We start from the raw sequence: 23,818 nt of genomic DNA, 5'->3' as shown, positions 1-23,818 counted from the left end.
CGTTACAAACGCCTCAAAACCTAGTATTTGCCCCCCACAACCCGCTTATTCAGCTGAGCCATGCCAGCGGGGAATTCCGGTAAGCGCTGGGGGGCTTTTTGGGTGTTGGTGGTATCGGTGAGGCTATGGAGGAAGGCCAGAAGGTCGCTTTTTTCGGCTTTACTGAGATTGAGCTTATCGGATGGCAACGTCTGGTTGGGCACATCGAGGCCCAGGCCTGCGCCGCCGCCCTGGTCGTAGAACTCGATTACTTCTTCCAGCGTGCTGTAGGCGCCGTTGTGCATGTAGGGCGCGGTGAGGGCGATGTTGCGCAGGGTGGGCGTCTTGAAGGCGTGACGCTGCCACTCAATGCTTTGCAAGCGAAACTTGCCTGGATCGGGGTCAATGTTTTGGGGGTGGAGGCTGGCTTGGGCCGGTACGCCCAGAATCTCGGTTTCGGTGCGGTCGAAGGTGGGGGCCACGTTGCCGTTGAAAAGAGGCATAAAATGGCAGGTGCCGCATTTGCCCTTGCCCATGTACACATTGAAACCCCGCTTTGCCGCCGCACCCAGGGCCTCCGGCTCCCCCCGCACGTAGCGGTCAAAGGGGGCATTGAGGCGCACCAGGGAGCGTACATAGCTGGCCAGGGCCTTCTGCACTTTCGCCTCTGTAATGCTGGTTGTGGGCGCCTCTGCTACCTCAAAAGCTTGCGCAAACGCCGCCCGATACGCCGGGCTTTGGCGCAACAGCGTGGCAGCGCGGGCCAGCGAGCCGTGCATTTCGGTGGGGTTGGCCAGCACGTCGGCGGCCTGGTCTTCGAGGTAAGTCAGGCGGCCGTCGTGATACTGCGTGCGCTGCAAGGCTGCGTTCAGTAGGGTAGGAGCATTTCGGCCAACCGTTCCTTTACCTGTAAATGCCACACTCCGGGCCCGATTTTCAGCAAATCCGCGGGCGGGCTGGTGGCAGGAAGCGCAGCTACGGCTACCGTTACCTGATAGCACCGGATCAAAAAACAACTGCTCGCCCAGCGCTATCTGCGCTGAAGTGGTGCGGGCATCACTCTGGGGGGCAAAATAGTCGGGATTGAAGGCGGCTGAATCGAACAGTGTGGCGGCGCTGGCCCGCAGTGCCCGCGCTTCTTTAAACTCGGAAATACCCAACACCAATTGGGCCTGCTGCAACTGCTGTGATAAGGGATTAGCGTATTGGGTCAGAAAAGTAAGCTGGTCGAAATCGGTTGCATCTGCGCGTGTTAAGTAAGCCAGGCCACTAGCAAAAGTCTGATTGAGGCGTTTCGCCAGCGCTGCGTCGCGGGTGTGTAAGTCGGGCGCGTAAGCCGCCAGCGCAGCCCGGAGCGCCTGCAAGCTGGTGGCTGCCTCAGGCACGGCCGCTGCGGGCGAGGCGGGCGTATCGAAGCCCGGCAGCCCGAGCGTCACGACCCGGAACACGCCCAGGCGCAGAGCATCAAACACGTGCCGGTCGGTGAGCACCAGAATATCGGCCGAGTTGCGCAGGCCGCGCAGGGAGCTGCGCATGAGGGCCAGCTGGTTGAGCAGCTCAGCACGCTGGTCCGGGCCGTAAGCTTTGGGGTAGTAATAGGTCTCTATCACCTGCAACCCTTCCGGCATAATCTTGCGCTGCTCCTGGTCGTAGTCGGCTACCTCAATAATGGCCGGTCCATTTAAGAGCTTAGCCAAGGAGGCCTGGTAGTATTCAGCCAAAAATTCCACCCGCTTGTAGCGCAGCCGCGCCTGCCGATACGCTCGTCGCTGCACGGCAACTGGCGCTTTAGTAGCCACGCTTCGCTCCAATAGAGCTAAGGCTGAATCGAGCCCTATCAGGTTCTTTTGATAGGTAGCCAACACCTGATCGGCCGCCCGCGCCGCCGCCCGCTGGGTCGCGCTAGCGTCGGGTCGTTGGCAGGCAATGGGCCCACACAAGGCAAGAATGAATAAGCTTAACGCCGCCCAGAATATAATTCTTAACATCTGATTATCAATGAATAAACAAATGAGTAAATAATTTTTTATACAAATGAGAAAGCCTCATCCGGGTAGGACGAGGCTTTCTATCAGTACTAAGTGGTTAGCGTGGCAGGCCACTGATAACTACCAGCTGGCTGGCTTGCGTGTTGCCGTTGTTGGGCTTAGCACCGCCGTCGCGGTACTTCTGGCCGGTCCAGCTGTGGGGCTGAATACACACCGTAAACGTGTTAGGAATACCCAGCTCATCGGATACATCGAGCATGGCGCCGTATTCCCAGCTGCCTTTGCGAGAGGCCCCGCTACCAACGTTGTACTTAGCAGCGTCGGCCTCGGTGCGGCGGTGGTCCAGCTCCGCTACTTTCTTCATCCCGCCACCGTTGATAGCGTACTGATAGATGTAAGCGTCGTGGGTTTCGGGGCCGTAGCCGTTGGAGTCTTCCTGCACATACACGTAGTTCTCCGTTACGCAGATGTTGTCGGGGTTTTGGAATTCGCCGGCAATGCCGGTGCGGTCGTCGCCGTCCAGAATTACTTCCAAGGTGCCTTTCAGCGGATTTTTCTCATCCAGCACGAGGCGGTACACGCGGCCCCACACCGTGCGCGACTTATCGGCGTTGGCGCCGGAAGCGGCCTGGCCGGTTACGTTGAAGTAGATTTCACGGCCGTTGGCGCGGTTACTCTTGCCGTTGTTCTCGTGGCCTTTGCGGTAGTCGATATCCTCAACGCGGCCAAATTTGATGGCTTTCAGCGGGTCAACCTGCGCCTGCATTTGGTTGCCGGTCAGGTTCTTGTGGTCCGGAATCAGGGCAAACTCTACGTCATACTTCTGGCCCACATTGATGTCAGTTTCCTTCTGGTTAAGATCGGTGCGGCGGAGCATGTACTGCTGTCCGCCGTCGAGGTCGCCTACCACGTTGCTCAGGTAAAGCGCTAATTGCCCCCCAGTGGCGTCGGAAGCATCTTCGCCGGTCAGGACCACCGTTTTGCCGGGGTAGGCCGACTTGGGTAAAGGCACGGCATTTTCGGCGCTCCAGTAACCCAGACCCCGAATACCTTTGGCCATACCTTGGGTGTTATTCGGCGCAAATGGGTCAATCAAATGAGTTTGGGCGTTTACATCGCTTTCACCCGCGCTCAGGAATACGGGGCCAAAGCCGTGCTCCTTGGGCGTAACCAGCGTGGCCGAACACAAGCGCCACCGGCCGCCGTCGGAGTTAAGCACGTACTCACCACCCACGGGCTTGAAGGTGTTATCGAATTTCACCCGCGAGATGGATAGGTTGTCCTCGTGGTTAACGAGCATGGTAAAACCCTCACCGTCGGGGTTGCGCAGCAGGCCCGCGCCGTCGGCCGAGCCGCCAAACATAAAGTCGGGCGAGGCAGGCAGCACGTCGTCGGAGCTGATAAGGGAGTAAATCTTGAGGTTGTCGAAGCCGGTCAGGGGTTTAATGAGGGCCGGTGTCACGGAGTGATTGGCCAGCTTTACTCCATTAACAGGAATGGAGGGCTGATTGCCTTTGTCGGTTTCGCAGCCAACCAGCAGGGCCCCGAGGGCCACGGCTGAAAGGCGCGTTGAAAGAGTAATGGTGCTCATAAACAAATAGTTAGGTAGGAGAAGAGGTTGCGTATTAGAGTTGCCCAAAAGTATTGGAGCCATATTACCGTCGTGTAAAGGGGCGGTTATCAAGCTGTGACGGCAGTGTGAAGAAATTGCGAAGAGGTGCCAGGAATGAGCTTGAGGACGTTTGCAATGCGCCAACAGGGCCATAATGGATTTCGATCGGCCTCTCACAGTCTATATGCCAGTACAATTGTGGGCCACGTGTATCTTGGGGGGCTTTTTCGCCGGTTTAGCTTCTACTTATGCTGCTCACCATCACCACTACCCACCAGCCCGCCACCGATCTGGGCTACTTGCTGCATAAGAATCCGGCGCGCCTGCAATCGGTGGATATCGCCTACGGCCAGGCCCACATCTTCTACCCCGAGGCTACTGCGGAGCGCTGCACTGCCGCTTTACTGCTTGACATCGACCCGGTAGCACTGGTGCGGAACCACCGCGGCCCGGCTGGGGAAGGCTTTGCTCTGGAGCAACACGTGAACGACCGGCCCTACGCGGCCTCTTCCTTTATGAGTTCGGCGCTGGTCAAAGCCTTCAACACGGCCATGAACGGTACCTGCAAAGACCGCCCTGACCTACCGGACACACTTTTGCCGCTCGAAGCTATCGTAGCTGCTCTGCCCGCCGCCAACGCCAGTCAGCTCCAACGGCTATTTGCCCCCCTAGGCTACGAAATCGAAACCGAAGCGCACCCACTCGACCCCACCGTGCCGGCCTGGGGCGACAGTCGGTACTTCACGCTTCGCCTGCGCCACCCGGCTCTGCGTCTGCGCGACTTACTCAGCCACCTCTACGTGCTCATCTCCGTGCTCGACAACGACAAGCACTACTACATCGGGCAGGCCGAGGCCGACAAGCTCCTGCACCGTGGCGGCGAGTGGCTGCCGCTCCACCCGGATCGGGAGTTTATTACGCGCCGCTACCTGCGCAATCTGCGTGAATACGTCGATCCAACGCTGGAACGGCTGCTGGCGGGGGAGGAAGACCTAACGATTGCCTCACCCCCTGGCCCCGCATCTGCTTTAGGCGCAGAGTCCCCAGGAGAGGGGAACTAGACTCTAGTTCTAGTTTAATCTCGGGTCTATCTGATCCAGAGTTAAATCTAAATGCCAGTTCCCCCTCTCCGTGGAACTCTGCGCTTAAAGCAGATGCGCGGCTAGGGGGTGAACCACCCATGGAACAAGCCGAAAAAACATCTCTTCACGACCTCCGTCTCGACCGCGTAGCCGAAGAAATTCGCCACCTCGGCGCCAAGCGCGTGCTCGACCTGGGCTGCGGGGAAGGCAAGCTGGTACGCCGCCTGCTCAAAATTCCGCACGTCGAGCATATTCTGGGTATGGACGTTTCGCACCGCGAGCTGCAACGCGCCCACGAGCGCCTGCACGTAGTAGAAATGCCCCCCAGGCAGCGGGAGCGGCTCACGCTGGTGCAAGGCTCCCTGCTCTACCACGACCCCCGCCTCAGCTGCTACGACGCGGCGGCCGTAGTCGAAGTCATCGAGCACCTTGACGAAAACCGGCTGGCTGCCTTCGAGCAGGTGGTATTTGCCCGTGCCCGCCCCGGCGCCGTGCTCGTCACCACACCCAACGCCGACTACAACCAGCGCTGCGAAACCCTATCCGCCGGGGAGTTCCGCCACCAGGACCACCGCTTCGAATGGACGCGGGCGCAGTTCGCGGCCTGGGTGGCAGGAGTGGCCGAGCGCCACGGCTACCGCGTGCTCGTGGAGCCGCTAGGGCCGGAAGTGGAAGGAGTAGGGGCGCCCTCGCAGTTGGCGGTGTTCGAGAGTTGATGCTGGTTACAATAGTGCCTAAGCAGCAACGATGAGCTTTAGTCTGAAAAGTTTGCTATACGAACCTGATTTTCAAAGTCATCCAAGCTGTCATATTTTTGAAAGCTCAGGTCTCTGTTCTTGGCTTTTAGTTGGTCAACTATTTCTAAAGCTAAATCTAGGGGCTCATTTTCTCTGCCAAAAGCATTGGCGTCCCAATTGGTAACAGCCAAAAATCCATCATTGGACATACCAATTAGCCAATTCTCTAAAAATTCTGATAACGGCATTGCGCTTGGATTGTATTGGGCCCAATCTTCTTTGGCCGCTGCACTAGCATACGCTTTATCAGACCAGAATGGAAACACTTCAGCATCGTCGAACTCGTTGGAAGATGAAGTTGCCCATCCATCTTTAGACTCAAGTGCCCAAACAGTATCGAATTCAACAACTCTTTCAACAAATTTTTGGTGCTTATAATTAGTAGTAGCGGCGTCTTGGAGCATGTAGCTTTCCTGTTTTTGTAAAAAGGTACTTTTATTCTACGCTCAATTTTAAGTGCCCTCCTAAACCCTCCCGAATAATCCGCATCAGCGTGGAGAGTCGAATATCAGCAGCGTCGTTTTCGATGCGGGAGATGTAGGTTTTAGTGGTGCCGCAGCGTTCGGCGAGCTGGCTTTGAGTGAGGCCCCGTTCCTTCCGCAGCTCTTGTAGCATAGCGCCGAGCTTGAAGGCCTCAAAGCCTTCCTCAAATTCGTCGCGGGCAGCCGTGCCGCGTGGGCCATACTGCTTGTCAAGATGATCTTGGAGGGAAGTAAGATTAGGGGCTGATTGCTTGCTCATCGACGTATTGTTTTTTGAGTTTAACGGCTTGTTCTAATTCGTTTTTGGGCGTTTTCTGGCTTTTCTTCTGAAAACCATTCAGCAGAATAACTAAATGACCCTTATCAAAGAAGCTGAAGGCGCGGTAGATGTCAGAGCCGACTTCTACCCGGATTTCATATAGCCCGTCTGTACCTTCCAAATGCTTGAGGAACTTAACCGGTACCTGATCTACGGTCGAAACCAATTGTAAAGTCCAGTCGAATTTGCGCTGTACGCTTGGTTTTAGAGTAGCGTAGAAGTTGAGGAAGTAATGTCGATAGAAAAAGATGTTGCGAGTAACTTTCCCGGCCATGCTATAAAGTTAGCGAATTAGGTAACAACATGGCTGTCTATACATAGATTCCTCTTCACCCTGAATTCAATTCCAGCACAAACCCACCGCACGCCTTTACCGGCAGCGGCAGCGCCGTGCCGCTGAAGCTGCGGGTGCATAAGTCGCGGGTGGTGGTGCCTTCGGTGCTGAGGGTGCCACCTTTGATGGCGCCTAGCTTGGCTAGGTTGAGGGCAATGGTGCGGTCGGTGGGGGTGCCGTTGATGCCGGCCACGTGCTATTGTCTGTCAAACTTACGCTGCATCTAGCTTCGCCCGTCCCCGTGCCCGCTTGCGTTGGGCTGCACCAGCTGCTTGCCAAGGTCACTTTTAATGTGAAGCGGTCTGCTTATTTTTTCGCTTTTAATAAATTGTTGGACTTTGATATTTTCCCAGATAATTAATTTATTTTCTACTCTCGTAATCGCCCGAATATCGCCATCCTGAGAAATAACAAATCCTAAGCTGCCATTATTGCTCCAACAGTAAGAAAACATAGAGCAGTGTCGGGTGCCAAATTGATTGGGGCTCACGGCCGTGATTTTATCATCGCGCACAGTAGCGCTTTTGGACACATACACATAGTCCGGTAAGGGCTTAGACCGAATAACGGTGCCGAAGCCTTTTACTTTTAAATCGGTAGTAAGTACTACTAAACCATCGACGCAGGATAAGGAAGAAATAAATCGAATAGCACCTTTTATTTCATCACTTGTTTCCTTTTTCTGCGCCTCCGATACGTTTTCGCTTACATACAAGGATACGGGAACCAGATTTTTCTCGTCTTTCGAAAATTCATCAGCTATGGCAGTCGAATACTTGTAGTGCGATATATTAAGCTGAATATAATTCACGATTGCCCTGGATAACCGGTCGTAGGATAACTCGTGTTTTACATTTAAACCTGCTTTTTGGTACGGGGTTATTAAAAAAGCCCCCCCGTGGTGGTAATTCTGAGTTTTGAGCAGAATACGCGATAATGACTGAATAATGGAGGTTTCTATATACTCGTCCCAATCTCTGGGGTCTTCGTCTTCGTATTGTTTTTTAATATAGTTTCGGACTGCTTTTTTATAAGGCTCGGAGAATGATTTCAGTATTTTATTAACGGTCCCTTTTCTGAACACATCGACATAATTGCTGATTAGCGTGTTTTGCTTTAAAGTAGCAATTAACTCATAATCGAGCATCACATGAATGCTCCCGATGTCGGATATAGTAGTCTGGAAAAGGCCGGGCTGCTCGGAGCCGGACTCGGTTTCGTAGTTAAGAAAGTCCTGGTAATGAACCGCTTGGTCGATCATTCCCCAGATAAAAAGCTCATTATTCGAGTCGTAGTACACGGCCAGCGACGAGCTCCACGGGTCGGCTGCCTTCGACAGCTTGACGATGTTTTTAACCGTGAAGGGAATGCGTTTGCGGAAGTGGATATAATTCCAGCGGTCAGCCACAATGCGCTCGGGCGGGGTAGGGTCGGGGTCGGCCGGATCAATGAAGGTGACCGTAACCTTAATCAGCTGACGCTCTTCCGTTTTAAGGCTCGTAAAAAACAGGTTCTCGAAGAGGTGCGCTAATATTTCTTCGCTGGGCTGCGGATAATTCGTCTTCGTTAGCTTTTTGTACACGAGCCTAGCTAAGTCGTGATAGGTGGAGTTTATATGTGCCATCGTATCGTCCCGAATAAGCCAGAAACCCATTAACGTTGCCAAGTAAGCTATTCCTAAATATACGTCCGCTTTTTCCTTATGCCTCTGACTACCCTAAAACTTCCTGAACTCTCGCTGGTCCTGCTCATGGGTACGTCGGGGGCGGGAAAAAGTACGTTTGCCCGCCGCCTCTTTCGGGCTACCGAAATCGTATCCTCCGACTACTGCCGGGCCCTGGTGGCCGACGACGAGAACGACCAGTCGGCCACACCCGACGCGTTTGCCCTGCTCCAATACCTGGTGGGCGTGCGCCTCAAGCGCGGCCTGCTCACGGTAGTCGATGCCACCAACGTGCAGCCCGAATCCCGCAAAGTCCTCGTGCAACTGGCCCGCGACTACCATGTGCTGCCCACCGTCATCATCCTCGACGTGCCCGACCGCGTGGCCGAAGACCGCAACCAGACCCGCCCCGAGCGTCGGCAACTGCCCCGCCACGTAGTGCCCCAGCAGCGCCAACAGTTGCGCCGCAGCCTCAAAACCCTCAAGCAGGAAGGCTTCCACCACATCTTTCACCTCCACGGTCCCGAGGAAATCGACGCCGTGCAAACGGTGGTGCGCGACCCGCTCTACAGCAACCGCAAGCACGAAAACGGCCCCTTCGACATCATCGGCGACGTGCACGGCTGCTACGATGAGCTGGTGCAGCTGCTCGATAAGCTGGGCTTTGTGGTGGAAGAGGAGCCAATCGTGGACGCGCAGGATTTGGGCGTGCGCGTAACGCGCCGCGTTGAGGTGACAGGCGGTAGAGACGCAATAATTGAAGTCTCGTCGTTGAAAAATTCGTTGGAGAACAACCCAAGTCAAGACATTCAACCAAACAGCATCAGCAACGACGAGACTTCAACTATTGCGTCTCTACAGCCCTACTACAAGCGGGCAGCCGAACGCCGCGTCATATTCCTCGGGGACCTAGTAGACCGTGGCCCGGCCTCGCCACAAGTGCTGCGCCTGGTTATGCGCATGGTGCAGGATGGGCTAGCCCTATGTGTGCCCGGCAACCACGATATCAAGCTACTGCGCCATCTGGGGGGCAAAAATGTGAACGTGCAGCACGGTTTTGCCGAAACCCTGGCGCAGCTGGTCGCCGAATCGGACACGTTCAAGAGTCAGGTGCGGCAGTTTCTGGATGGGCTGGTGAGCCACTACGTGCTGGATGGTGGCCGCTTAGTAGTGGCCCATGCCGGCATGCGCGAGGAAATGCAGGGTCGTGGCTCGGGCGCCGTGCGGGCCTTTGCGTTGTTTGGCGAAACGACCGGTGAGATTGACGAATTCGGGTTGCCCGTGCGCTACAACTGGGCCTCCGAGTATCGGGGGCGGGCGATGGTGGTGTACGGCCACACGCCCGTGCCCGAGGCGGAGTGGCTGAATAATACCATCGACATTGATACCGGTTGCGTGTTTGGCGGCCAGCTCACGGCCCTGCGCTACCCCGAGCGGGAGCTGATTTCGGTGCCCGCCGCCCGCGTGTACTGCGAGCCGGTGCGCCCGCTGAACTATCGTAGCATTCAGCTGCTTGAGGCCACCCAAACCGACCTTTCCGCTCAGCAGCAGCACGACGACCTGCTCGACATCCGCGACGTGACGGGCAAGCAAATCATCCGGCCGCGCCTGCTGCCGTCGGTTACCATTCGGGAGGAAAACGCCATTGCGGCTCTGGAAGTGATGAGCCGGTTTGCCCTCAACCCCAAGTGGCTGCTGTATTTGCCCCCCACCATGTCGCCCACCGAAACCTCGCCGCTGCCCGACCTGCTGGAGCACCCCGCCGAGGCCTTCGACTACTTCCGCCGACAGGGTGTGGAGCGCGTGGTGTGCGAGGAAAAACACATGGGCAGCCGCGTCGTGGTGGTGCTGGCCCGCGACGAGGACGCCGCCCGCCGCCGCTTTGGGGTGGTGGGCGAGGGGCCGGGCAAGTGCTACACCCGCACCGGCCGCAACTTCTTCACCGACCCCGCCCTGGAATCCGCCTTCCTCACTCGCCTGCAAGCGGCCCTGCTGGGGGGCAATTTTTGGGAGAAATTCCACACCGACTGGCTCTGCCTCGATGCCGAGCTGCTGCCGTGGTCGGCCAAGGCCCAGGAGCTAATCAAAAACCAATACGCCGCCGTAGCTGCTGCTGCCGACGCGGCCCTGCCCCTGGCCGAAGCCACGCTAGCGCAAGCCGCCACCCGCGGCCTCGACGGCGTGGGAGCCCTGCTGGCCCGTACCACGGCCCGCCGCACCGCCGCCACCCACTACGCCGAAGCCTACCGCCGCTACTGCTGGCCCGTGGAGAGCCTCGACGATTTGCGCCTGGCGCCCTTCCACCTGCTGGCCACGGAGGGCCGCACCTACTTCGATAAAGACCACGCCTGGCACATGGAAACCCTGCGCGCCCTCTGTCTGCCCGACTCCGGCCTGCTTCGCGCCACCACCTATCACGTAGTATCCCTGCAAGATCCCGCCGCCGTGGAAGCCGCCATCCAGTGGTGGACCGACCTCACCGAAGCCGGGGGTGAAGGCATGGTGGTGAAGCCCTACGATTTCATTCCCGCCACCAAAAAAGGCCTTATCCAGCCCGCCCTCAAGTGCCGGGGCCGCGAGTATCTGCGCATTATCTACGGCCCCGACTACCTGCTGCCCGGCAACCTGGAGCGCCTGAAGGAGCGGGCCGTAAAAGCCAAGCGCAACCTGGCTCTGCGGGAATTCGCGCTCGGCGTGGAAGGGCTGGAGCGCTTCGTGGCCGGCGCCCCGCTACGGGAGGTGCACCAGTGCGTGTTTGGTGTGCTGGCGCTGGAAAGTGAGGCCGTGGACCCGCGCTTATAATTCAGCACGATTGTAGAGACGCGACACTTCGCGTCTCTTCGTTGAACGACTAAATAAGAACAGTCAGTCAAACACCATCAGCAACGAGGAGACGCGAAGTATCGCGTCTCTACAATCGTGCTTATTTAATGGATGATTCTCGTTATCAGGATAAATACCGCATAGCTTCTACTCGCTTGCCAGGCTACGATTATGGGCAGAGCGGCATATATTTTATCACCATCTGTACAAAAGACCGACAACCATATCTTGGTACTATCGAGGTGCCCGAAGGAAATTGGGATGGTGCTTTTTTGCGCACCTCGGGATTAGGTGAAAAAGCGGCTGACTACTGGAACGCCATTCCTGAGTTTGCGCCGTTCGTAAGTATAGATGCGTTTATCATAATGCCTGACCACCTGCACGGCGTATTGCTCTTCGATAAGGATGAACCAAACGCTACGAGCGGGGAGACGCGAGGTATCGCGTCTCTACCAGCGTATGACAACCGGTTTGGCCCGCAGTCTAAGAACTTGGCTTCGGTGCTGCGCGGATTTAAATCAGCAGTAACTACGTACGCCCGTCACCATGGCATAGAATTTCATTGGCAGCCCCGCTTTTACGATAGAGTGGTGCGAAACCAGCACGAATTAGAACGAATACGCCACTACATCAGTACCAACCCTACCCGTTGGGAGGCTGAATACGATAATGGAGAGGGCCTTTACCGCTGAGCGCTGTAGAGACGCGACACTTCGCGTCTCAATCGTTGCTTGTGCTGTGTGGTGCCGGTCGTTCAACGAGGAGACGCGAAGTGTCGCGTCTCTACAAGTATTCTACCGGCGTTTTTTCAGCCACTTCAGCGCTGCCACAACTTTCGCATCCTTGCTTAAGTCCGTAAAATTGTCGCCGCCGGTGATGAGGACGTCGGGCGCGACGTTGGGGCGGTAAACCACCTTGTTACGGTCGGCTTCCTGCATGCCGGTAATGGTAAGGTAGGAGGAGCCGCTGATGCGGTAGCTTTCGTTGGCGGTGGTGGCACCGTAGGTGGGCTCGCCGAAGAAACGGGTGACGGGGCGACCCTTCAGGCTGATGGCTACAATCTCGCCCGAGCTGGCCGTCATGCCGCTGAGCAGCACGGCAATGGGCTTGTCGGTTCGCTTGACCGGGCAGCGATTCTATAGGGTGGTCACCTGCATCGTATCCATATAGAAGTTGCCTTGCTTGAGGTACCACTGCTCAACGGGCTTGCCATCTTTGTCCACAAAGCCCCCCAGATAGCCGTCGCCGATCAGGGGCGCGATGCCAGCCAGCATGGGCGCCATGGCCCCGCCGTCGTTCAGGCGCAGGTCAATGATCCAGGACTTGGCTTTGTCGGGGTTGATGCGACAGAGGGAATCCTGCACCACTTGGGCCGCGTCGCGCATGGCTTGCAGGCTGCCCCCCGCGTTGATGCCCGGTAGCTGAATGTAGCCCACGTTGCCAGGCAGCATCTTCACCAGTACGCCGGGCTTCTTGGTCAAAGCCTCCTTCACGGCCGTATTGGCGTAAGCGGGGCGGGCGGTGTTGCGCCACTTGTAGGTTTTGCCTTTGTAAGTCAGCCAGCCGTGGTCGTCCTTGAGCTGCTCAAACACATACGGATAAATCGGGAGCAGCTCCCGCACCGACTGCGCGCCCTGGGCTTTCTGGTACACCGTCTGGCGCAGCTGCGGCCAGTCCACGGTGCTACGCTCCAGCGAGTACGTCTCCAGTAGCGTCAGGCTCTTGTCGAGAAAGGTCTTAACCGAATCGGGGAGCGGGGCAGGAGCGGTTTGGCAATGGGCCGAGTGAGTAGCGGCCATAAGGAGCACGAGTAGCCAGAGTTTCTTCATGCAGCGAAGATGCGGATTGCTGGCAAAGGGTTGGTTCTAGCTTCGGTTTCTCTTGAGAGTTGGATAAATAAAAATTGTTGGAGCATTTGAAATGCTTCGTGGCCGGCGCTCCGCCGCGGGAGGTACGCCAGTGCGTATTTGGCGTGCTGACTTTGGAAAGTGAGGTGGTGGGCCCGCGGTTGTAATGCAGCACGATCATAACTACTGGCAAAGGTGTAGCCCGCATTCAATTAGATTACAAAGCTAGCCGAGCCATGTAGCATTTATTGTAAATAAATCCTGTCTCGTATTGCAAACACCGTGTCAATCCCTTTGTGGACAGAAGTGTAATCAATCTTAAAAATACACTGCCAGATGAAAGATTGATTGAGTAAGTATTGAGTATTCGGCTTTGGTTGGATAGTAAAATAACAAGTGTCAAACTTTAATTCTGATTGAGTTACCACCATATCAGGATCGTCTTCAATATGAAAATCAATAGTCAGGTAATCAGTGATTCCGTTTTTCTTCGCTATTCTATAAAAGTCATCAGTGCCCATATATACCTTCCTTGCGTAGGGTTTCTGAGCAGACAAGTAAATTGTATCGGGCGTAGCTTTATTCAGACGAGGGCTTTCAAGATGGATAAACTCGTAGACTCTACTGTCTGAAGGCTGTTCTACAGTAGACTTACCTGAGCAAGATGTTATGATAGCTAAAACGATAGTTGAGGCTAAAAATGGAAATGGTTTGATCATGGTTGTGACTACTCTTAAAGGTGACTTCGGCTTTGGTGTCGTAGCGGGATAATTACATCAGCGGCTGAAGTTACAAAGCTGTTGGCTGACGATTCTACTTTCCACCCATACTCTTATCCCGCGCGCCCTTAAACTCCGAACCTGCTTTCCACTGCGGAAACGTAGTTTCCCGGCCAGGCGCTGCCCCACGCGGAGGTAAAGCTGCGCGTCCTGAGCAATGCCGGATAAATCCCAGTTGGGGTCAAACTGGTCGGCGGGCTTGTGGTACATGTTGGTGGTGTAGTTCTGGCGCTGCTGGGCAATGGCTTCCTTGCCGCCGGTGCGGCTCTCGAAACTACTTACTTCTGGAGTAGAAGTGCCAAGTAGCAGGATGCCTTCTGTGCCGCTTGAAAGATAATATTGAAAATCTACTACTCACCCAATTTAGCTTGGTAGTTACTTTGCTGTAAAAAAGCCTTAAAGTCTTTGGTAGTCAGCATGTCGGCTAGGGCTTTTTTCTTGTCGGTGGCTTTCGTGTAGTAAGCTTGGCAGATTTTGTAGCCTATGTAGTAACCCAGGTCGCAAGGCTTATCGGGGGTTTCCTGTTCGGGGTTGACTAGCCAGTTTTTGGTGTTGGTACCCAGCATTTCCTGCTGAAAAGCCCCCCATAGCTCCCGCTCGTGGGCGTTGCCGTAGGCGTGAAAGCGGGCATTGTTGCCCAGAGAACCTGTCACTAGCTCGGCCACAAAATCGGCCATGCCTTCCCGGATGGCCGCGCTGAGCAGAGTGCCATCGGCTCGCTGTTGGTTGTTGTGAGTTAGCTCGTGCGTTACCAGACTCGGCATGTCGGCCACCGTAGCGCACCGGTTAGGCTGCACCAAGGAAAGCTCGGAGGTATCAACGTCGGGGCCGCAGGCTAGTTGGTCAGCCCCCATGAGCAGGCCCGGCGGTTGGGCAGTGCTGCCTGCAAAGCCCCCCACCACAAAGTAGATGTGATTGAACCGCACCGGCGGATACAGCTTTTGCAGCTGCCGGAGCGCCGCCAGTATCTGAGGCTTCTGATCGGCTACGGCCTGCGTAGTTTGCTGCACGGAGGCGTAATAGCGCGGGCGCTGGATAATGCGACGGGCAAAGCGCTGGGCATCGCCCTGGTATTTACGGGTGAAGTAGTCCTGCAGGCCGGGCGAGGCTTTGGCAAAATACTGCTCTTGGAAAATAACACTGGCCTGAGCTGTGTCGCGCATAGCCGCGGGATAAGCAGCCCAGAAATTATCAATATCAGATGTGACCAACCGGATTTTCTCAACGTCTCGAATGCTGGTGCATTGGGCGGCACTGAGGAGGAGTACTATTCCAATGACTTGGCGAAAAGGTAGGTGCATGATGGGTAAGAACGGAGATAAAGGTGGGAAAGCGACCCAAATGATCCTTGATTTTTGCCTTCATTGCAAATGATTTGCTGTGGCACCCACCATTTTGAACTGATTTTCGCACCCACATCCTGCTATTAGTTGCCCACTTCATGCTCACTCGTATTCAAGCCGCCCTTACCCAACTCGAAGCAACCCACAACATCTGCGTCCTCTACGCCTGCGAGTCGGGTAGCCGGGCCTGGGGCTTTCCCTCGCTCGATAGCGACTATGACGTGCGCTTCATCTACGTTCATACCACCGACTGGTACCTGACCCTGGACGAGGGCCCCGACACGCTCAACTTCCCCGTGGATGAGGAGCTGGACCTGGCCGGGTGGGAGCTGCGTAAGGCGCTAAAGCTGCTGCGCGGCTCCAATGCGGCGTTGTTTGAGTGGCTACAGTCGCCGGTGGTATACCAGGAGGCGTTGGATTTTCGGGCGGCGGTGCAGCCGTTTATGGGTGGGTGCTTTAATCCGCGGGCCGGTTTGCACCATTATCTGGGACTGGTGCGGCGTGGGGTGGAGGATGAGTTGACGGGGGACGAGGTGCGGCTGAAGCGCCTGTTCTATGCCTTGCGCTCGGCGCTGGCTGCCCGCTGGATTCGGGAGCGGCCCACAGAATTGCCCCCCATGGAGTTTGGGCAGTTGCGGGAGTTGCTGCCCACAGCCCTGAGTGGAGTAGTGGACAAGTTATTGGCCCGCAAAGCCACCGCCGATGAAAAAACGAATGTGCCGTCGCCGGGTGAACTAGTGACGTTTCTGCATGAGGAATACGCGGCCGGACAAGCTGCCCGCGCTACATTACCCGTACCAGCGGCTGGCCCGGTTTCGGGGCTGGACGCGTTGTTTCGGCGGTTGATTAGGGCGGCGTTTGACCAGTAACGCGAAGCGGTGCTTCGCTCGTTGAACAAGCAGCTGTGAGCATTTATTAACGGATGACCGCAACGCGAGGCGAAGCACCGCTTCGCGTTACAAGCAATTTCTATGACCATCTCTGACCTGCGCCAGCGCGGCCTGATTCTTTTTGAAGCCATTAGTGGCAGCCGCGCCTATGGTACCAATCTGCCCCACTCGGATACGGACCTGAAGGGCGTATTCATTCTGCCTGAAACCGAGTTTTACGGCCTCAATTATGTGCCTCAGGTCGCCAATGAAACCAACGATGAGGTATTCTACGAGCTGCGTCGCTTCGTAGAATTGCTGCTTAAAAACAACCCCACCGTGCTGGAGCTGCTGGGTACGCCCCCGACTGCGTCATTTCCCGGCATCCGTTATTCGCCGCTTTTAGGGCTGAAGATTTCCTCTCAAAGCTTTGCCGCCAAAGTTTCGCCGAGTACGCCGTGGCCCAGATTCGGAAGGCGCGGGGCCTGAACAAGAAAATCAACTACCCCGAGCCGCCTACCCGTAAGTCGGTGCTGGATTTTTGCTACGTGACCGTAGGGGCCGGCGCCCAGCCGGTGCAGCAGTGGCTGGCGCGGCTGGGCTACACGTCCGCGCAGTGCGGTCTGGCCAATGTGCCCCATCTTACCGACTTGTACGCGTTGTTTGTTGAGGAGAAAAATGCCCCCCACGGCTACCGCGGCCTGGTGCGCGACCCCGAAACCTCGCAGGATGTGCTGCTGTCGGCGGTGCCGAAAGGGGAGGTGCCGGTGGCGTATCTGAGCTTCAACCGCAACGGCTATAGTACTTACTGCCGGGTGTTTCGGGAGTATCACGATTGGGTGAAAAAGCGCAACGCTGAGCGCTACGAGAATACCCTGCAGCACGGTAAAAACTACGACGCCAAGAACATGCTGCACGTATTTCGGCTCCTGCAAATGGCCGAAGAAATTGCCCTCACGGGCCAGCTACACGTGCGCCGACCTAATCGGGAGTTTCTTTTGCAAATCCGCCGGGGTGAGTCTGAGTACGAGGCGCTGGTAGAGGAAGCCGAAGCGCTGGTGACGCGGGTAGAAACCGCCTTTGCCGCTTCCAGTTTGCCGGAGGCACCCGACAAACAAGCTGCTGAGCAGCTGCTGATTCGGGTGCGGCGGAGTTTTTATGCTTCAGCAGGTGCCTAAGATTGGGCTAAACAACTTACCGCAGAGGCCAGCACTAGCTATTTACTAGGTCATCATAAAGTTGCGGCAGGAGTTGAAGCGGGCGTATCATCTGAATAGTAGGTAGCGCTACCCTGTCACCACGCTTAGGGGTATTTTATAGGGAATCCTATGTTAGCCAGCACTTACTCTTGCCACCTGTTGACTGTATCCGTACGCCCAAACTTGCCGGCCTGTTATGTATTGTTGATTAACAGTAGGGGAGGGGAGAGACTGGTGCACATCCGCGCGTTTCTCCTTGATCAGTACTCTCACCCACGCCAGGTTAAGGCCGGAGCAAAAAAGCCCCCTAGACTAAATCAGGGGGCTTTTTTGCTCAATAGATTTACTAACAGCCATGTCTACTCCACTCAGTCAGCTTGAAAGCGCTATCAACTTTGTCCAGCATGCCCGAAATGCGACTGGTGCCAGCTAGCAGCCTGGGCTACGTCTTGGGGCGTGAGATTGTGGCCGGCGGGCGCGTCGTAGCGCGTGAGCTTAAAGCCGCGATTCGTGAGCAGGCTGGCGTAGCGGTCGGTGGCGGCTGGGTCTACGGTTGGGTCGCGCTGGCCGGGCGCAAAAAACACCGGCACCAGATTCTGGGGGGCATTTTGGTTTTCTTTATTCATCGTCGGGGCCGCGGGCACCTCACTCAGCGGCTGCATGGGGCGGAGCAAGGCTGCGCCGGCCAATAGTTCGGGGTAAAGCAGCAGCACGCTTCCAATGAGGTTGGCCCCGTTAGAATAGCCCAGCGCCACCAGGTTTTGTAGATCAAAACCTTTGTGGGGGGCAATTTCGCGCAGGAAATGCACCAGCTCGTGGGTGCGGAAACGGACATCGTCTTCGTCGAACACGCCCATGCCAAGTCGGCGAAAAAAGCGGGGCATACCATTCTCCAGCACGTTGCCGCGCACGCTCAGCACGTTGAAGCCCGCGCCAAGCTGGCTGGCGATAGGTAGCAGGTCACGCTCATCGCCACCCGTGCCGTGCAGCAGCAGCAGCGTACGGCTGGTTGCCTGCTCGGCGGAGCGGTAGATATAGTGAAGAGGCTGATAGTTCATAGGTTAGCGAATAACAGGCAAGCTGGCTTCAATCTGTGCCCGCCGACGTTCGTACTGGGGCGGCAGCAGCAGGTGCGTACCCAGCTCCTCCAATGGCTCGTCAATCATAAAGCCGGGGTTGTCGGTGGCAATCTCAAACAAAACGCCCCCCGGCTCGCGGAAGTACAGGGAGTGAAAATACTGCCGGTCAACCTGCTCCGTGATGTTTAGGCCACGGGCTGCAATCTTCTCCCGAAAGCGCATTTCCGTGGCATCGTCGGGCACGCGAAACGCAATATGGTGTACAGAGCCACCAGCTACGTGCCCGCGCGCTTCGCCGGGCGCTTCTACCAGGTCGATGATGGCCGCGCCAGGCACGGCATCGGTAGCGAAGCGGTAACGGTTTACGTGCTGCTCTATCAGTTGGTAACCAAATACATCGGTCAGAATCTCGGCTGTGCCTTTGATGTTGGTTAGAGTCAGCGTCACGTTGTGAAAACCTCTGGTTGCTACGTCGGTGCTCACCTCAGGCGTGACCCAGGGCGTACGCGGATCGGGGGTTTTGGCGACGGTCAGCTCCAGCTTCAGGCCATCGGGGTCGAGGAAGGTCAGGTAGGGCTCCCCAAACTTCTCGCTGGGCTTATTGAAGGTCACATTATGCTGCTCAAAACGCTTCAACCAGAAATCAAAGCTGCCCTCGGGCACGGAGTAGCCAATTTCGGTAGCCTGCCCGGTGCCGCGCCGCCCCGGCGTCATGTTCTGCCAGGGAAAAAACGTGAGAATGGTGCCTGCCGATCCTACTTCATCGCCAAAGTAGAAGTGGTAAGTGCTGGGGTCATCGAAGTTAACTGTCTTCTTCAAAAAGCGCAGGCCCAATACCTTGACGTAGAAGTCGTAGTTGCGCTGGGCGTTGCTGGCAATGGCCGTGATGTGGTGCAGGCCAAGAATCTGGTCAGACATAAAACCTATGATTTGAGGTGAATAGAAGCTAAACCACTAAACCAGGAAAAAATCTAGTAGTAAAGTTAAAATCCTGAAACATCTATCCATAAGCACACGTAAAATTCAACGTAGTACCTGCTTATGGGAGTCTGCAGCCTACGGATTGAATAAAAGTGACAGTGAACCAGAGAAGTTAGTAAGAGTAAATTTAGATTAGGAGTATAGTGCTTTGCCGGAATAGTGAGGAATTATAAAGCAACAAAAAGCCCCTCCTGGTGAGGGGCTTTTTGTAAAGAAAGTAGAATGGTAGGGAACGCAGAGAAGAAATATATACTACTTAACCTCCAGACGCTGCGAGCTGATCTTACCTTTCTCGCCTACACGTACTAAGTACACACCACTTGTTAAGCTCTGAATGTCCAGACGCTGAGCTAATGCACCGCGTTTCTCCAGAACCGTTTTTCCAGTCATATTAACAATCTGAACGTAGTCGCTGCCAGCAGGTAGCATGATATACTCAGATGCTGGGTTTGGATAAATTGTTATGCCGGTAGAGGCTTTTGCAGAAGAACTGGAAGTCGTGTTCAGTGAAGACTGGCTAACAGTTACATTAGAGCTAACGCTATTGGCGCTAACGCTGTTACCGATGCGGGTAAGAATCCAACGCTGGTTGTTGCCACCGTTATCATCCCACTGTATAACGTCAGCTCCGGCTTCGCCGCTATTGGCAAACACATCCAATACTTGGTTTGTGCCTTTATGCACAAGCTTGTACGAGCCATCCGCCTGACGTTCGGCAATCCAACGCTGGTTGTTGCCACCGTTATCATCCCACTGGATCACATTAGCACCAGCTTTAGTGCTGCCGCCTTCTACATCCAGCACTTTGTTCGTGCCTTTGTGCGTGATCTTGTATGAGCCATCGCTGTTACGAGTAAAGATGAAGCGCTGGTTGTCGCCACCGTTATCGTGCCATTGCATCACATTAGCGCCAGCAGCAGAGCTGTTGTCAGCTACGTCCAACACCTTATCAGTGCCTTTGTGCGTCAGCTTATACGTGCCGCCCGATACGATATCACCATTATCAGGAATTGGGGAAGGAACAGGAGTAGGCGAGGGAACGGGAGCAGGAGCTGGTGAAGGAGCCGGAGCAGGAGCAGGAGAACCTGACGTTGGGCCCACTACCACACCATTGGCGCGTAGCTTGGTTTCCCACAGCACGAATTCTGCCTTTTCAGTGTCACGGGTAATCAGGAACGGTAGCTCCGTGTTCAGCGAGTAGTTATGGGGCTCGTTGGCGCTGGGCAGATACTGGTCATTCCGCTGCTTGGCACCGTTTGCGCCCCGATTGACGTAGCCGACTATGTTGTTATAAGCTTTGTTATTATAGAAGAGGCCTTCCTCGGTTTTCATAATGTAGATACCTACATTGTTGCAGCGGATATACGTGCCGTCTGCCAGGTAGCCCGAGTTAATGATCCGGTTGTTATAAAACTCCATGTCATGGCCTGCTCCTATGCAAATGCCTTGGGTACCGGTGCTAACAATGTGGTTGTCGAAAGCTTTGGCGTAGGCCGGCGACACGTTTATATCGTTGCTGTGGCCATCACCCATGTTGATGCCGCCTCCGCCATAATCAGTTTCGTTAGCTGGGTCGCTAGGGTAGGCACCCTGGATGTAATTGTTATTGACGAGAATAGGGCTATCCGGTGTGCCATTGGACACGTAGAGATTGATGTTTTCTTCTACCCGGCTTTTGTAAGGCTCGTTAATTACCTGGTTCCAGGCAATTTCTGCTCCCCTTATTTTACGTACACTGTTGAACTGCACAAACTGTACACGCTCAAATCCGTTGCCGTTGCGGTAACGACCGTCGATGTTGACTGCTTTGTTGAAAAGGATCTTTACTGTCTCGTTAGGGGAGTTGTTGCCCTGATAGAAGGCCAGATAAACGCCTGACGTGTGATCCATATAATTGTGCTCCAGGCGAATGTTCTTAAAGTTATTCGCATCCAGAAAGCGGCCATAGCGCACATTGTCCTGGCTTGGCGTCAGACCATAACCATTCGTGTTACGAACCGTTAGATTCGTGCCATTGATGTGAGCACGAATCAAAATGCCCCGACTACGAATATTCGCATTTTCAATCACTACCGGCTCGGATGTTTCAACACTAACGGCGGGTACATTTGAGTCATTACTCTCCCAATTGCCGGAATAAGTGCCGCCTCTGGAGATAACCAAAGGACCCTGATAGTTCTGGGCGAAGCCAGTGTGAGCAGCGCCAGTGAGGAGTAGAAGCAGCCAAGATAACAGTGCCCAATAAGAGGTTGCTTGGCGTGCTGGAGAGGGAGTAAGGTGTTGGATGTGCATTCGCTGAAAGGTTTGAAAGAATAAAAGTGAATAATCCAGAGTGAGCAATACAGACCAGTTTAGATGGGAGTCGACCGGTTTACAAGTGGCAATATTACTGGATAAAGTCGAATCTGAGCCAATAGAACAAAAAGTTGCACATAGTGGAAACGCCATAAACTGTACTGCTCAATCGGGCAGAAAAAGCCATATTAGATACAGCAAAAACCCCCACCAGGCCCTTATACGAGACTTTTTTACTATATTATGTAAAGTAGATCTTAATTCTTTATTGCAAAAAAATCACTTATAAATAACTGTTTTTGACGTCAACATCAGTTGTAAGCTTCTCAGTATAGACAACTCTATATATTGCAGTAGTGAGTGAAAAAATTGGATGATAAATCTTCGAGTAAGATAATTTCAGATCTCACTTAAAAGTGAATAAACTCGCTCGGTAACCTCAACAGTAAAAATGATTTTTGTTAAGCTTTTACTGATTGTCCTAGTGCTTAGTCAGGGGAATTAGGCACCCTAATTTTCTGGTAATGTCGGCCGAGTTTGGTGCGGGCTTTTTCGAGGGAAAACTGCCAGTTGACCGTGGCCCGGCGCTCATTTCGCTCGGCTACACAAGCGGCCACGTGGGCGGTGAGCTCGTCCTGGGTGGGGATGCGCTGGTGGAGACACTGGCGGGCAATGGCCGAGAGTTCAAGTTCGACCATGTTGAGCCAGGAGGCATTTTTGGGCGTGTAATGGAGCTCGAAGCGCGCGGCCAGGGCGCGGGCCTGCGCGGCGGGCAGGTGCTGGTAAAAGACGGCATCGGTGTGGGTGTTGAGATTATCCTGCACTAACACGATTTTCTCCGCCTGCGGGTAGGCCGCCGCCAGGCGCTGCATAAAACGGCAGTAGTCCGCCCCGGTCCGGCGGGCGGAAACCTCGACCAGGCGCTGGCCGGTTGCTGGTTCAAAAGCGGCCAGCAAACAGGCCGTGCCCTGGCGTACATAGGTGCTGCTTTCGCGCCGGGGCCGGCCGGCTTTGGCGCGCTGGCCGTCGTGGGCGGGTTGGGCCGGCACAGGCGGCAGCGGCTCGACGGGCTGGCCGTGCAACACGCAGGGCCGCTCATCGAAGCAGACAACGGGAAAGCGTGGATCGTGGGCCCGCTCGTAGACGGCCAGCACGTCTTCCATCCGCGCCACAAAGGCCGCATTCACCGCCCCCAGGCACCAGTGCTGCTGGCGGTGAGGCTGCAATTCGTTTTTTGAGCACCTGCGCCACTGTTTCGTGGGAAATGGTTTCCACCAGGGCCAGTTCCACGGCTTTGTCGGCCAGCAAACGCAGGGTCCAGCGGCTGTGCCCCACCGGGGCCTGGGTGCAGGCCAGGGCCGTGATAGCGGCCCGGTCTGCCCCGTCGAAACGCCGCGGGCCGCCGCTCCGTGGCGCTTCACTGAGGGCGGCTTGCCAGCCGCCTTCTTCGTAGCGGCGGCGGAGCTGACTCACCGCCTGTCGGCTTAAGCCCACGGCTTGGCCGGCGGCCTGCTGGCCGATACCGGTGGCCAGCGCCAGCAGGGCCTGGGCGCGACGCACCGCCCGTACCGACCGGCGACCAGTGCGCGTAAAATTTTCGAGGGCGGCTTGGTCAGCAGCCGGCAGGGGAAAGGGAGTGATTGGACGGGCCATAGATTCCCAACGCTAACCCGCTTGTTTTGTTAACCAATCCCCCTGACTAAGCACTAGTTGGTAATTGTTGAGGTTGTACCCCGCCTTATTCACCAAAGAGGAGAGCATACACACGGTTCATCTGTTAATCTAAAACTGAGGGTCAAAAAATGAACTTTATCAAGGATAATTTCGGGTGTATTATAAAAATTACATTTAGCTGCCCCGCTATTTGATTTATAAATTAGATATTATATATATAACTTAGTAGATTTATAAGTCTGAAGGAGTGTTAATGGCTACCAATAAGTGACCCCATTTTTAACTTTTACCCTTCTTGCAAACACCAAAAAGCCAGGCCTGATAATTCGTGTTATGAACTATCGGGCCTGGCTTTTCGCTGTACTTGGCTACAGGCTTAATAACAATTTTAGCTCCTGCTGGATGGCGTGCTCCTACTTAGTGCGCAATTCTAAGCCAGCTCGATTGGTGGATGTGCAAAGCAAAACGACGGACTTTCTTTGGCTGAAGCTTTATTCTGGACGTCTCGGCGTGGGGAAAGCGCGTGTCCTGCGTCAGGGTTGGGCCAGGTGAGGCGGGAGGGAATAAAGAGTTTGACAAACAAATCCTCCTTAGTATAGGCATCGAAGCTGGGGCTGTCGTCTTGCAGCAGAATAGGTAAGGTAATGGGGCCACCGGCCGTATCGGAGGCCAT

22 protein-coding genes and 1 pseudogene are annotated in these 23,818 nt (G+C 55.2%); 7 read left to right on the top strand and 16 right to left on the bottom strand.

The annotated features are described in order from the left end of the window. Positions 1 to 20 precede the first annotated feature (20 nt). Together MKZ35_RS07225 and MKZ35_RS07220 are read right to left on the bottom strand one after the other, a co-directional pair. A complete protein-coding gene (locus MKZ35_RS07225) occupies positions 21 to 1,967 on the bottom strand; it encodes a cytochrome-c peroxidase (protein WP_482512561.1) in 1,947 nt (648 codons plus the stop codon). 97 nt (positions 1,968 to 2,064) lie between these two features. Beyond that, positions 2,065 to 3,558 carry a PhoX family protein gene (locus MKZ35_RS07220; protein ID WP_482512560.1) on the bottom strand — a complete coding sequence of 498 codons (1,494 nt, stop codon included), beginning with the start codon at positions 3,556 to 3,558 and terminating at the stop codon, positions 2,065 to 2,067. A 269-nt stretch (positions 3,559 to 3,827) separates the two neighbouring features. Here MKZ35_RS07220 and MKZ35_RS07215 point away from each other — a divergent pair, with 269 nt between their 5' ends. After that, positions 3,828 to 4,640 carry a 3' terminal RNA ribose 2'-O-methyltransferase Hen1 gene (locus tag MKZ35_RS07215; protein WP_482512559.1) on the top strand — a complete coding sequence of 271 codons (813 nt, stop codon included), beginning with the start codon at positions 3,828 to 3,830 and terminating at the stop codon, positions 4,638 to 4,640. Between the two features lie 119 nt (positions 4,641 to 4,759). Then, positions 4,760 to 5,377, top strand: a complete 618-nt coding sequence (locus MKZ35_RS07210) for a methyltransferase (protein ID WP_482512558.1) — start codon at positions 4,760 to 4,762, stop codon at positions 5,375 to 5,377. Positions 5,378 to 5,415: 38 nt separating this feature from the next. On the opposite strand, the gene MKZ35_RS07205 is transcribed toward MKZ35_RS07210, so the two are convergent. The 5 genes from MKZ35_RS07205 to MKZ35_RS07185 are packed head-to-tail and all read right to left on the bottom strand — an operon-like array spanning position 5,416 to position 8,175. Then, a complete protein-coding gene (locus MKZ35_RS07205; RefSeq protein WP_482512557.1) occupies positions 5,416 to 5,862 on the bottom strand; it encodes a DUF2750 domain-containing protein in 447 nt (148 codons plus the stop codon). Positions 5,863 to 5,893: 31 nt separating this feature from the next. Further along, positions 5,894 to 6,199: a helix-turn-helix domain-containing protein gene (locus MKZ35_RS07200; RefSeq protein ID WP_482512556.1), complete on the bottom strand. Its 306-nt coding sequence runs from the start codon at positions 6,197 to 6,199 to the stop codon at positions 5,894 to 5,896. Then, a complete protein-coding gene (locus MKZ35_RS07195) occupies positions 6,177 to 6,533 on the bottom strand; it encodes a type II toxin-antitoxin system RelE/ParE family toxin (RefSeq protein ID WP_482512555.1) in 357 nt (118 codons plus the stop codon). Before MKZ35_RS07195 ends, MKZ35_RS07200 begins: the two co-directional genes overlap by 23 nt. Positions 6,534 to 6,588: 55 nt before the next feature. Then, a complete protein-coding gene (locus MKZ35_RS07190) occupies positions 6,589 to 6,786 on the bottom strand; it encodes a hypothetical protein (RefSeq protein WP_482512554.1) in 198 nt (65 codons plus the stop codon). Between the two features lie 30 nt (positions 6,787 to 6,816). After that, positions 6,817 to 8,175, bottom strand: a complete 1,359-nt coding sequence (locus MKZ35_RS07185) for a putative sensor domain DACNV-containing protein (RefSeq protein WP_482512553.1) — start codon at positions 8,173 to 8,175, stop codon at positions 6,817 to 6,819. Positions 8,176 to 8,295: 120 nt separating this feature from the next. On the opposite strand from MKZ35_RS07185, the gene MKZ35_RS07180 reads away from it, so the two are divergent. Beyond that, on the top strand, positions 8,296 to 11,058 hold the full coding sequence (locus tag MKZ35_RS07180; protein ID WP_482512552.1) for a polynucleotide kinase-phosphatase: 2,763 nt from the start codon (positions 8,296 to 8,298) through the stop codon (positions 11,056 to 11,058). A 128-nt stretch (positions 11,059 to 11,186) separates the two neighbouring features. After that, complete coding sequence (locus MKZ35_RS07175) at positions 11,187 to 11,771, top strand: transposase (protein ID WP_482512551.1); 585 nt, start codon at positions 11,187 to 11,189, stop codon at positions 11,769 to 11,771. A 102-nt stretch (positions 11,772 to 11,873) separates the two neighbouring features. Here MKZ35_RS07175 and MKZ35_RS07170 read toward each other — a convergent pair. From MKZ35_RS07170 to MKZ35_RS07160, 3 genes and pseudogenes are all read right to left on the bottom strand, one after another. Beyond that, positions 11,874 to 12,878 (bottom strand): annotated as a pseudogene (locus MKZ35_RS07170) (S41 family peptidase). Positions 12,879 to 13,171: 293 nt separating this feature from the next. Further along, entirely contained in the window at positions 13,172 to 13,645 is a 474-nt protein-coding gene (locus MKZ35_RS07165) for a hypothetical protein (RefSeq protein ID WP_482512550.1), read from the bottom strand. A gap of 410 nt (positions 13,646 to 14,055) precedes the next feature. After that, positions 14,056 to 15,006 (bottom strand): gliding motility protein GldB-related protein, encoded by a 951-nt coding sequence (locus MKZ35_RS07160; protein ID WP_482512549.1) that lies wholly within the window; start codon positions 15,004 to 15,006, stop codon positions 14,056 to 14,058. Between the two features lie 140 nt (positions 15,007 to 15,146). On the opposite strand from MKZ35_RS07160, the gene MKZ35_RS07155 reads away from it, so the two are divergent. The 3 genes from MKZ35_RS07155 (at position 15,147) to MKZ35_RS07145 (ending at position 17,095) form a co-directional block, all read left to right on the top strand. After that, the gene (locus MKZ35_RS07155; protein WP_482512548.1) at positions 15,147 to 15,917 is read left to right on the top strand and encodes a nucleotidyltransferase domain-containing protein; all 771 of its coding nucleotides are present in this window, start codon (positions 15,147 to 15,149) and stop codon (positions 15,915 to 15,917) included. Positions 15,918 to 16,019: 102 nt separating this feature from the next. Continuing rightward, entirely contained in the window at positions 16,020 to 16,406 is a 387-nt protein-coding gene (locus MKZ35_RS07150; protein ID WP_482512547.1) for a DNA polymerase beta superfamily protein, read from the top strand. After that, complete coding sequence (locus tag MKZ35_RS07145) at positions 16,376 to 17,095, top strand: hypothetical protein (RefSeq protein WP_482512546.1); 720 nt, start codon at positions 16,376 to 16,378, stop codon at positions 17,093 to 17,095. The genes MKZ35_RS07150 and MKZ35_RS07145 overlap by 31 nt, the downstream gene beginning before the upstream one ends. Positions 17,096 to 17,505: 410 nt before the next feature. On the opposite strand, the gene MKZ35_RS07140 is transcribed toward MKZ35_RS07145, so the two are convergent. The 6 genes from MKZ35_RS07140 to MKZ35_RS07115 all read right to left on the bottom strand — a co-directional run bounded on the left by MKZ35_RS07140 (position 17,506) and on the right by MKZ35_RS07115 (position 23,818). Next, complete coding sequence (locus tag MKZ35_RS07140) at positions 17,506 to 18,174, bottom strand: alpha/beta hydrolase (RefSeq protein WP_482512545.1); 669 nt, start codon at positions 18,172 to 18,174, stop codon at positions 17,506 to 17,508. A gap of 3 nt (positions 18,175 to 18,177) precedes the next feature. Next, a complete protein-coding gene (locus MKZ35_RS07135; RefSeq protein WP_482512544.1) occupies positions 18,178 to 19,113 on the bottom strand; it encodes a ring-cleaving dioxygenase in 936 nt (311 codons plus the stop codon). A 315-nt stretch (positions 19,114 to 19,428) separates the two neighbouring features. Next, positions 19,429 to 21,339 (bottom strand): RICIN domain-containing protein, encoded by a 1,911-nt coding sequence (locus MKZ35_RS07130; protein ID WP_482512543.1) that lies wholly within the window; start codon positions 21,337 to 21,339, stop codon positions 19,429 to 19,431. Between the two features lie 620 nt (positions 21,340 to 21,959). Further along, positions 21,960 to 22,667 (bottom strand): IS630 family transposase, encoded by a 708-nt coding sequence (locus MKZ35_RS07125; protein WP_482512256.1) that lies wholly within the window; start codon positions 22,665 to 22,667, stop codon positions 21,960 to 21,962. After that, complete coding sequence (locus tag MKZ35_RS07120; protein WP_482511251.1) at positions 22,567 to 23,124, bottom strand: helix-turn-helix domain-containing protein; 558 nt, start codon at positions 23,122 to 23,124, stop codon at positions 22,567 to 22,569. Before MKZ35_RS07120 ends, MKZ35_RS07125 begins: the two co-directional genes overlap by 101 nt. Before the next feature lie 451 nt (positions 23,125 to 23,575). Further along, positions 23,576 to 23,818 (bottom strand): hypothetical protein, encoded by a 243-nt coding sequence (locus MKZ35_RS07115; protein WP_482512542.1) that lies wholly within the window; start codon positions 23,816 to 23,818, stop codon positions 23,576 to 23,578.

This window comes from Hymenobacter sp. R533113 (genome assembly GCF_056835965.1).
Note: the sequence above shows the minus strand (reverse complement) of the source record. Positions and strands in the feature narration are given on the sequence as shown.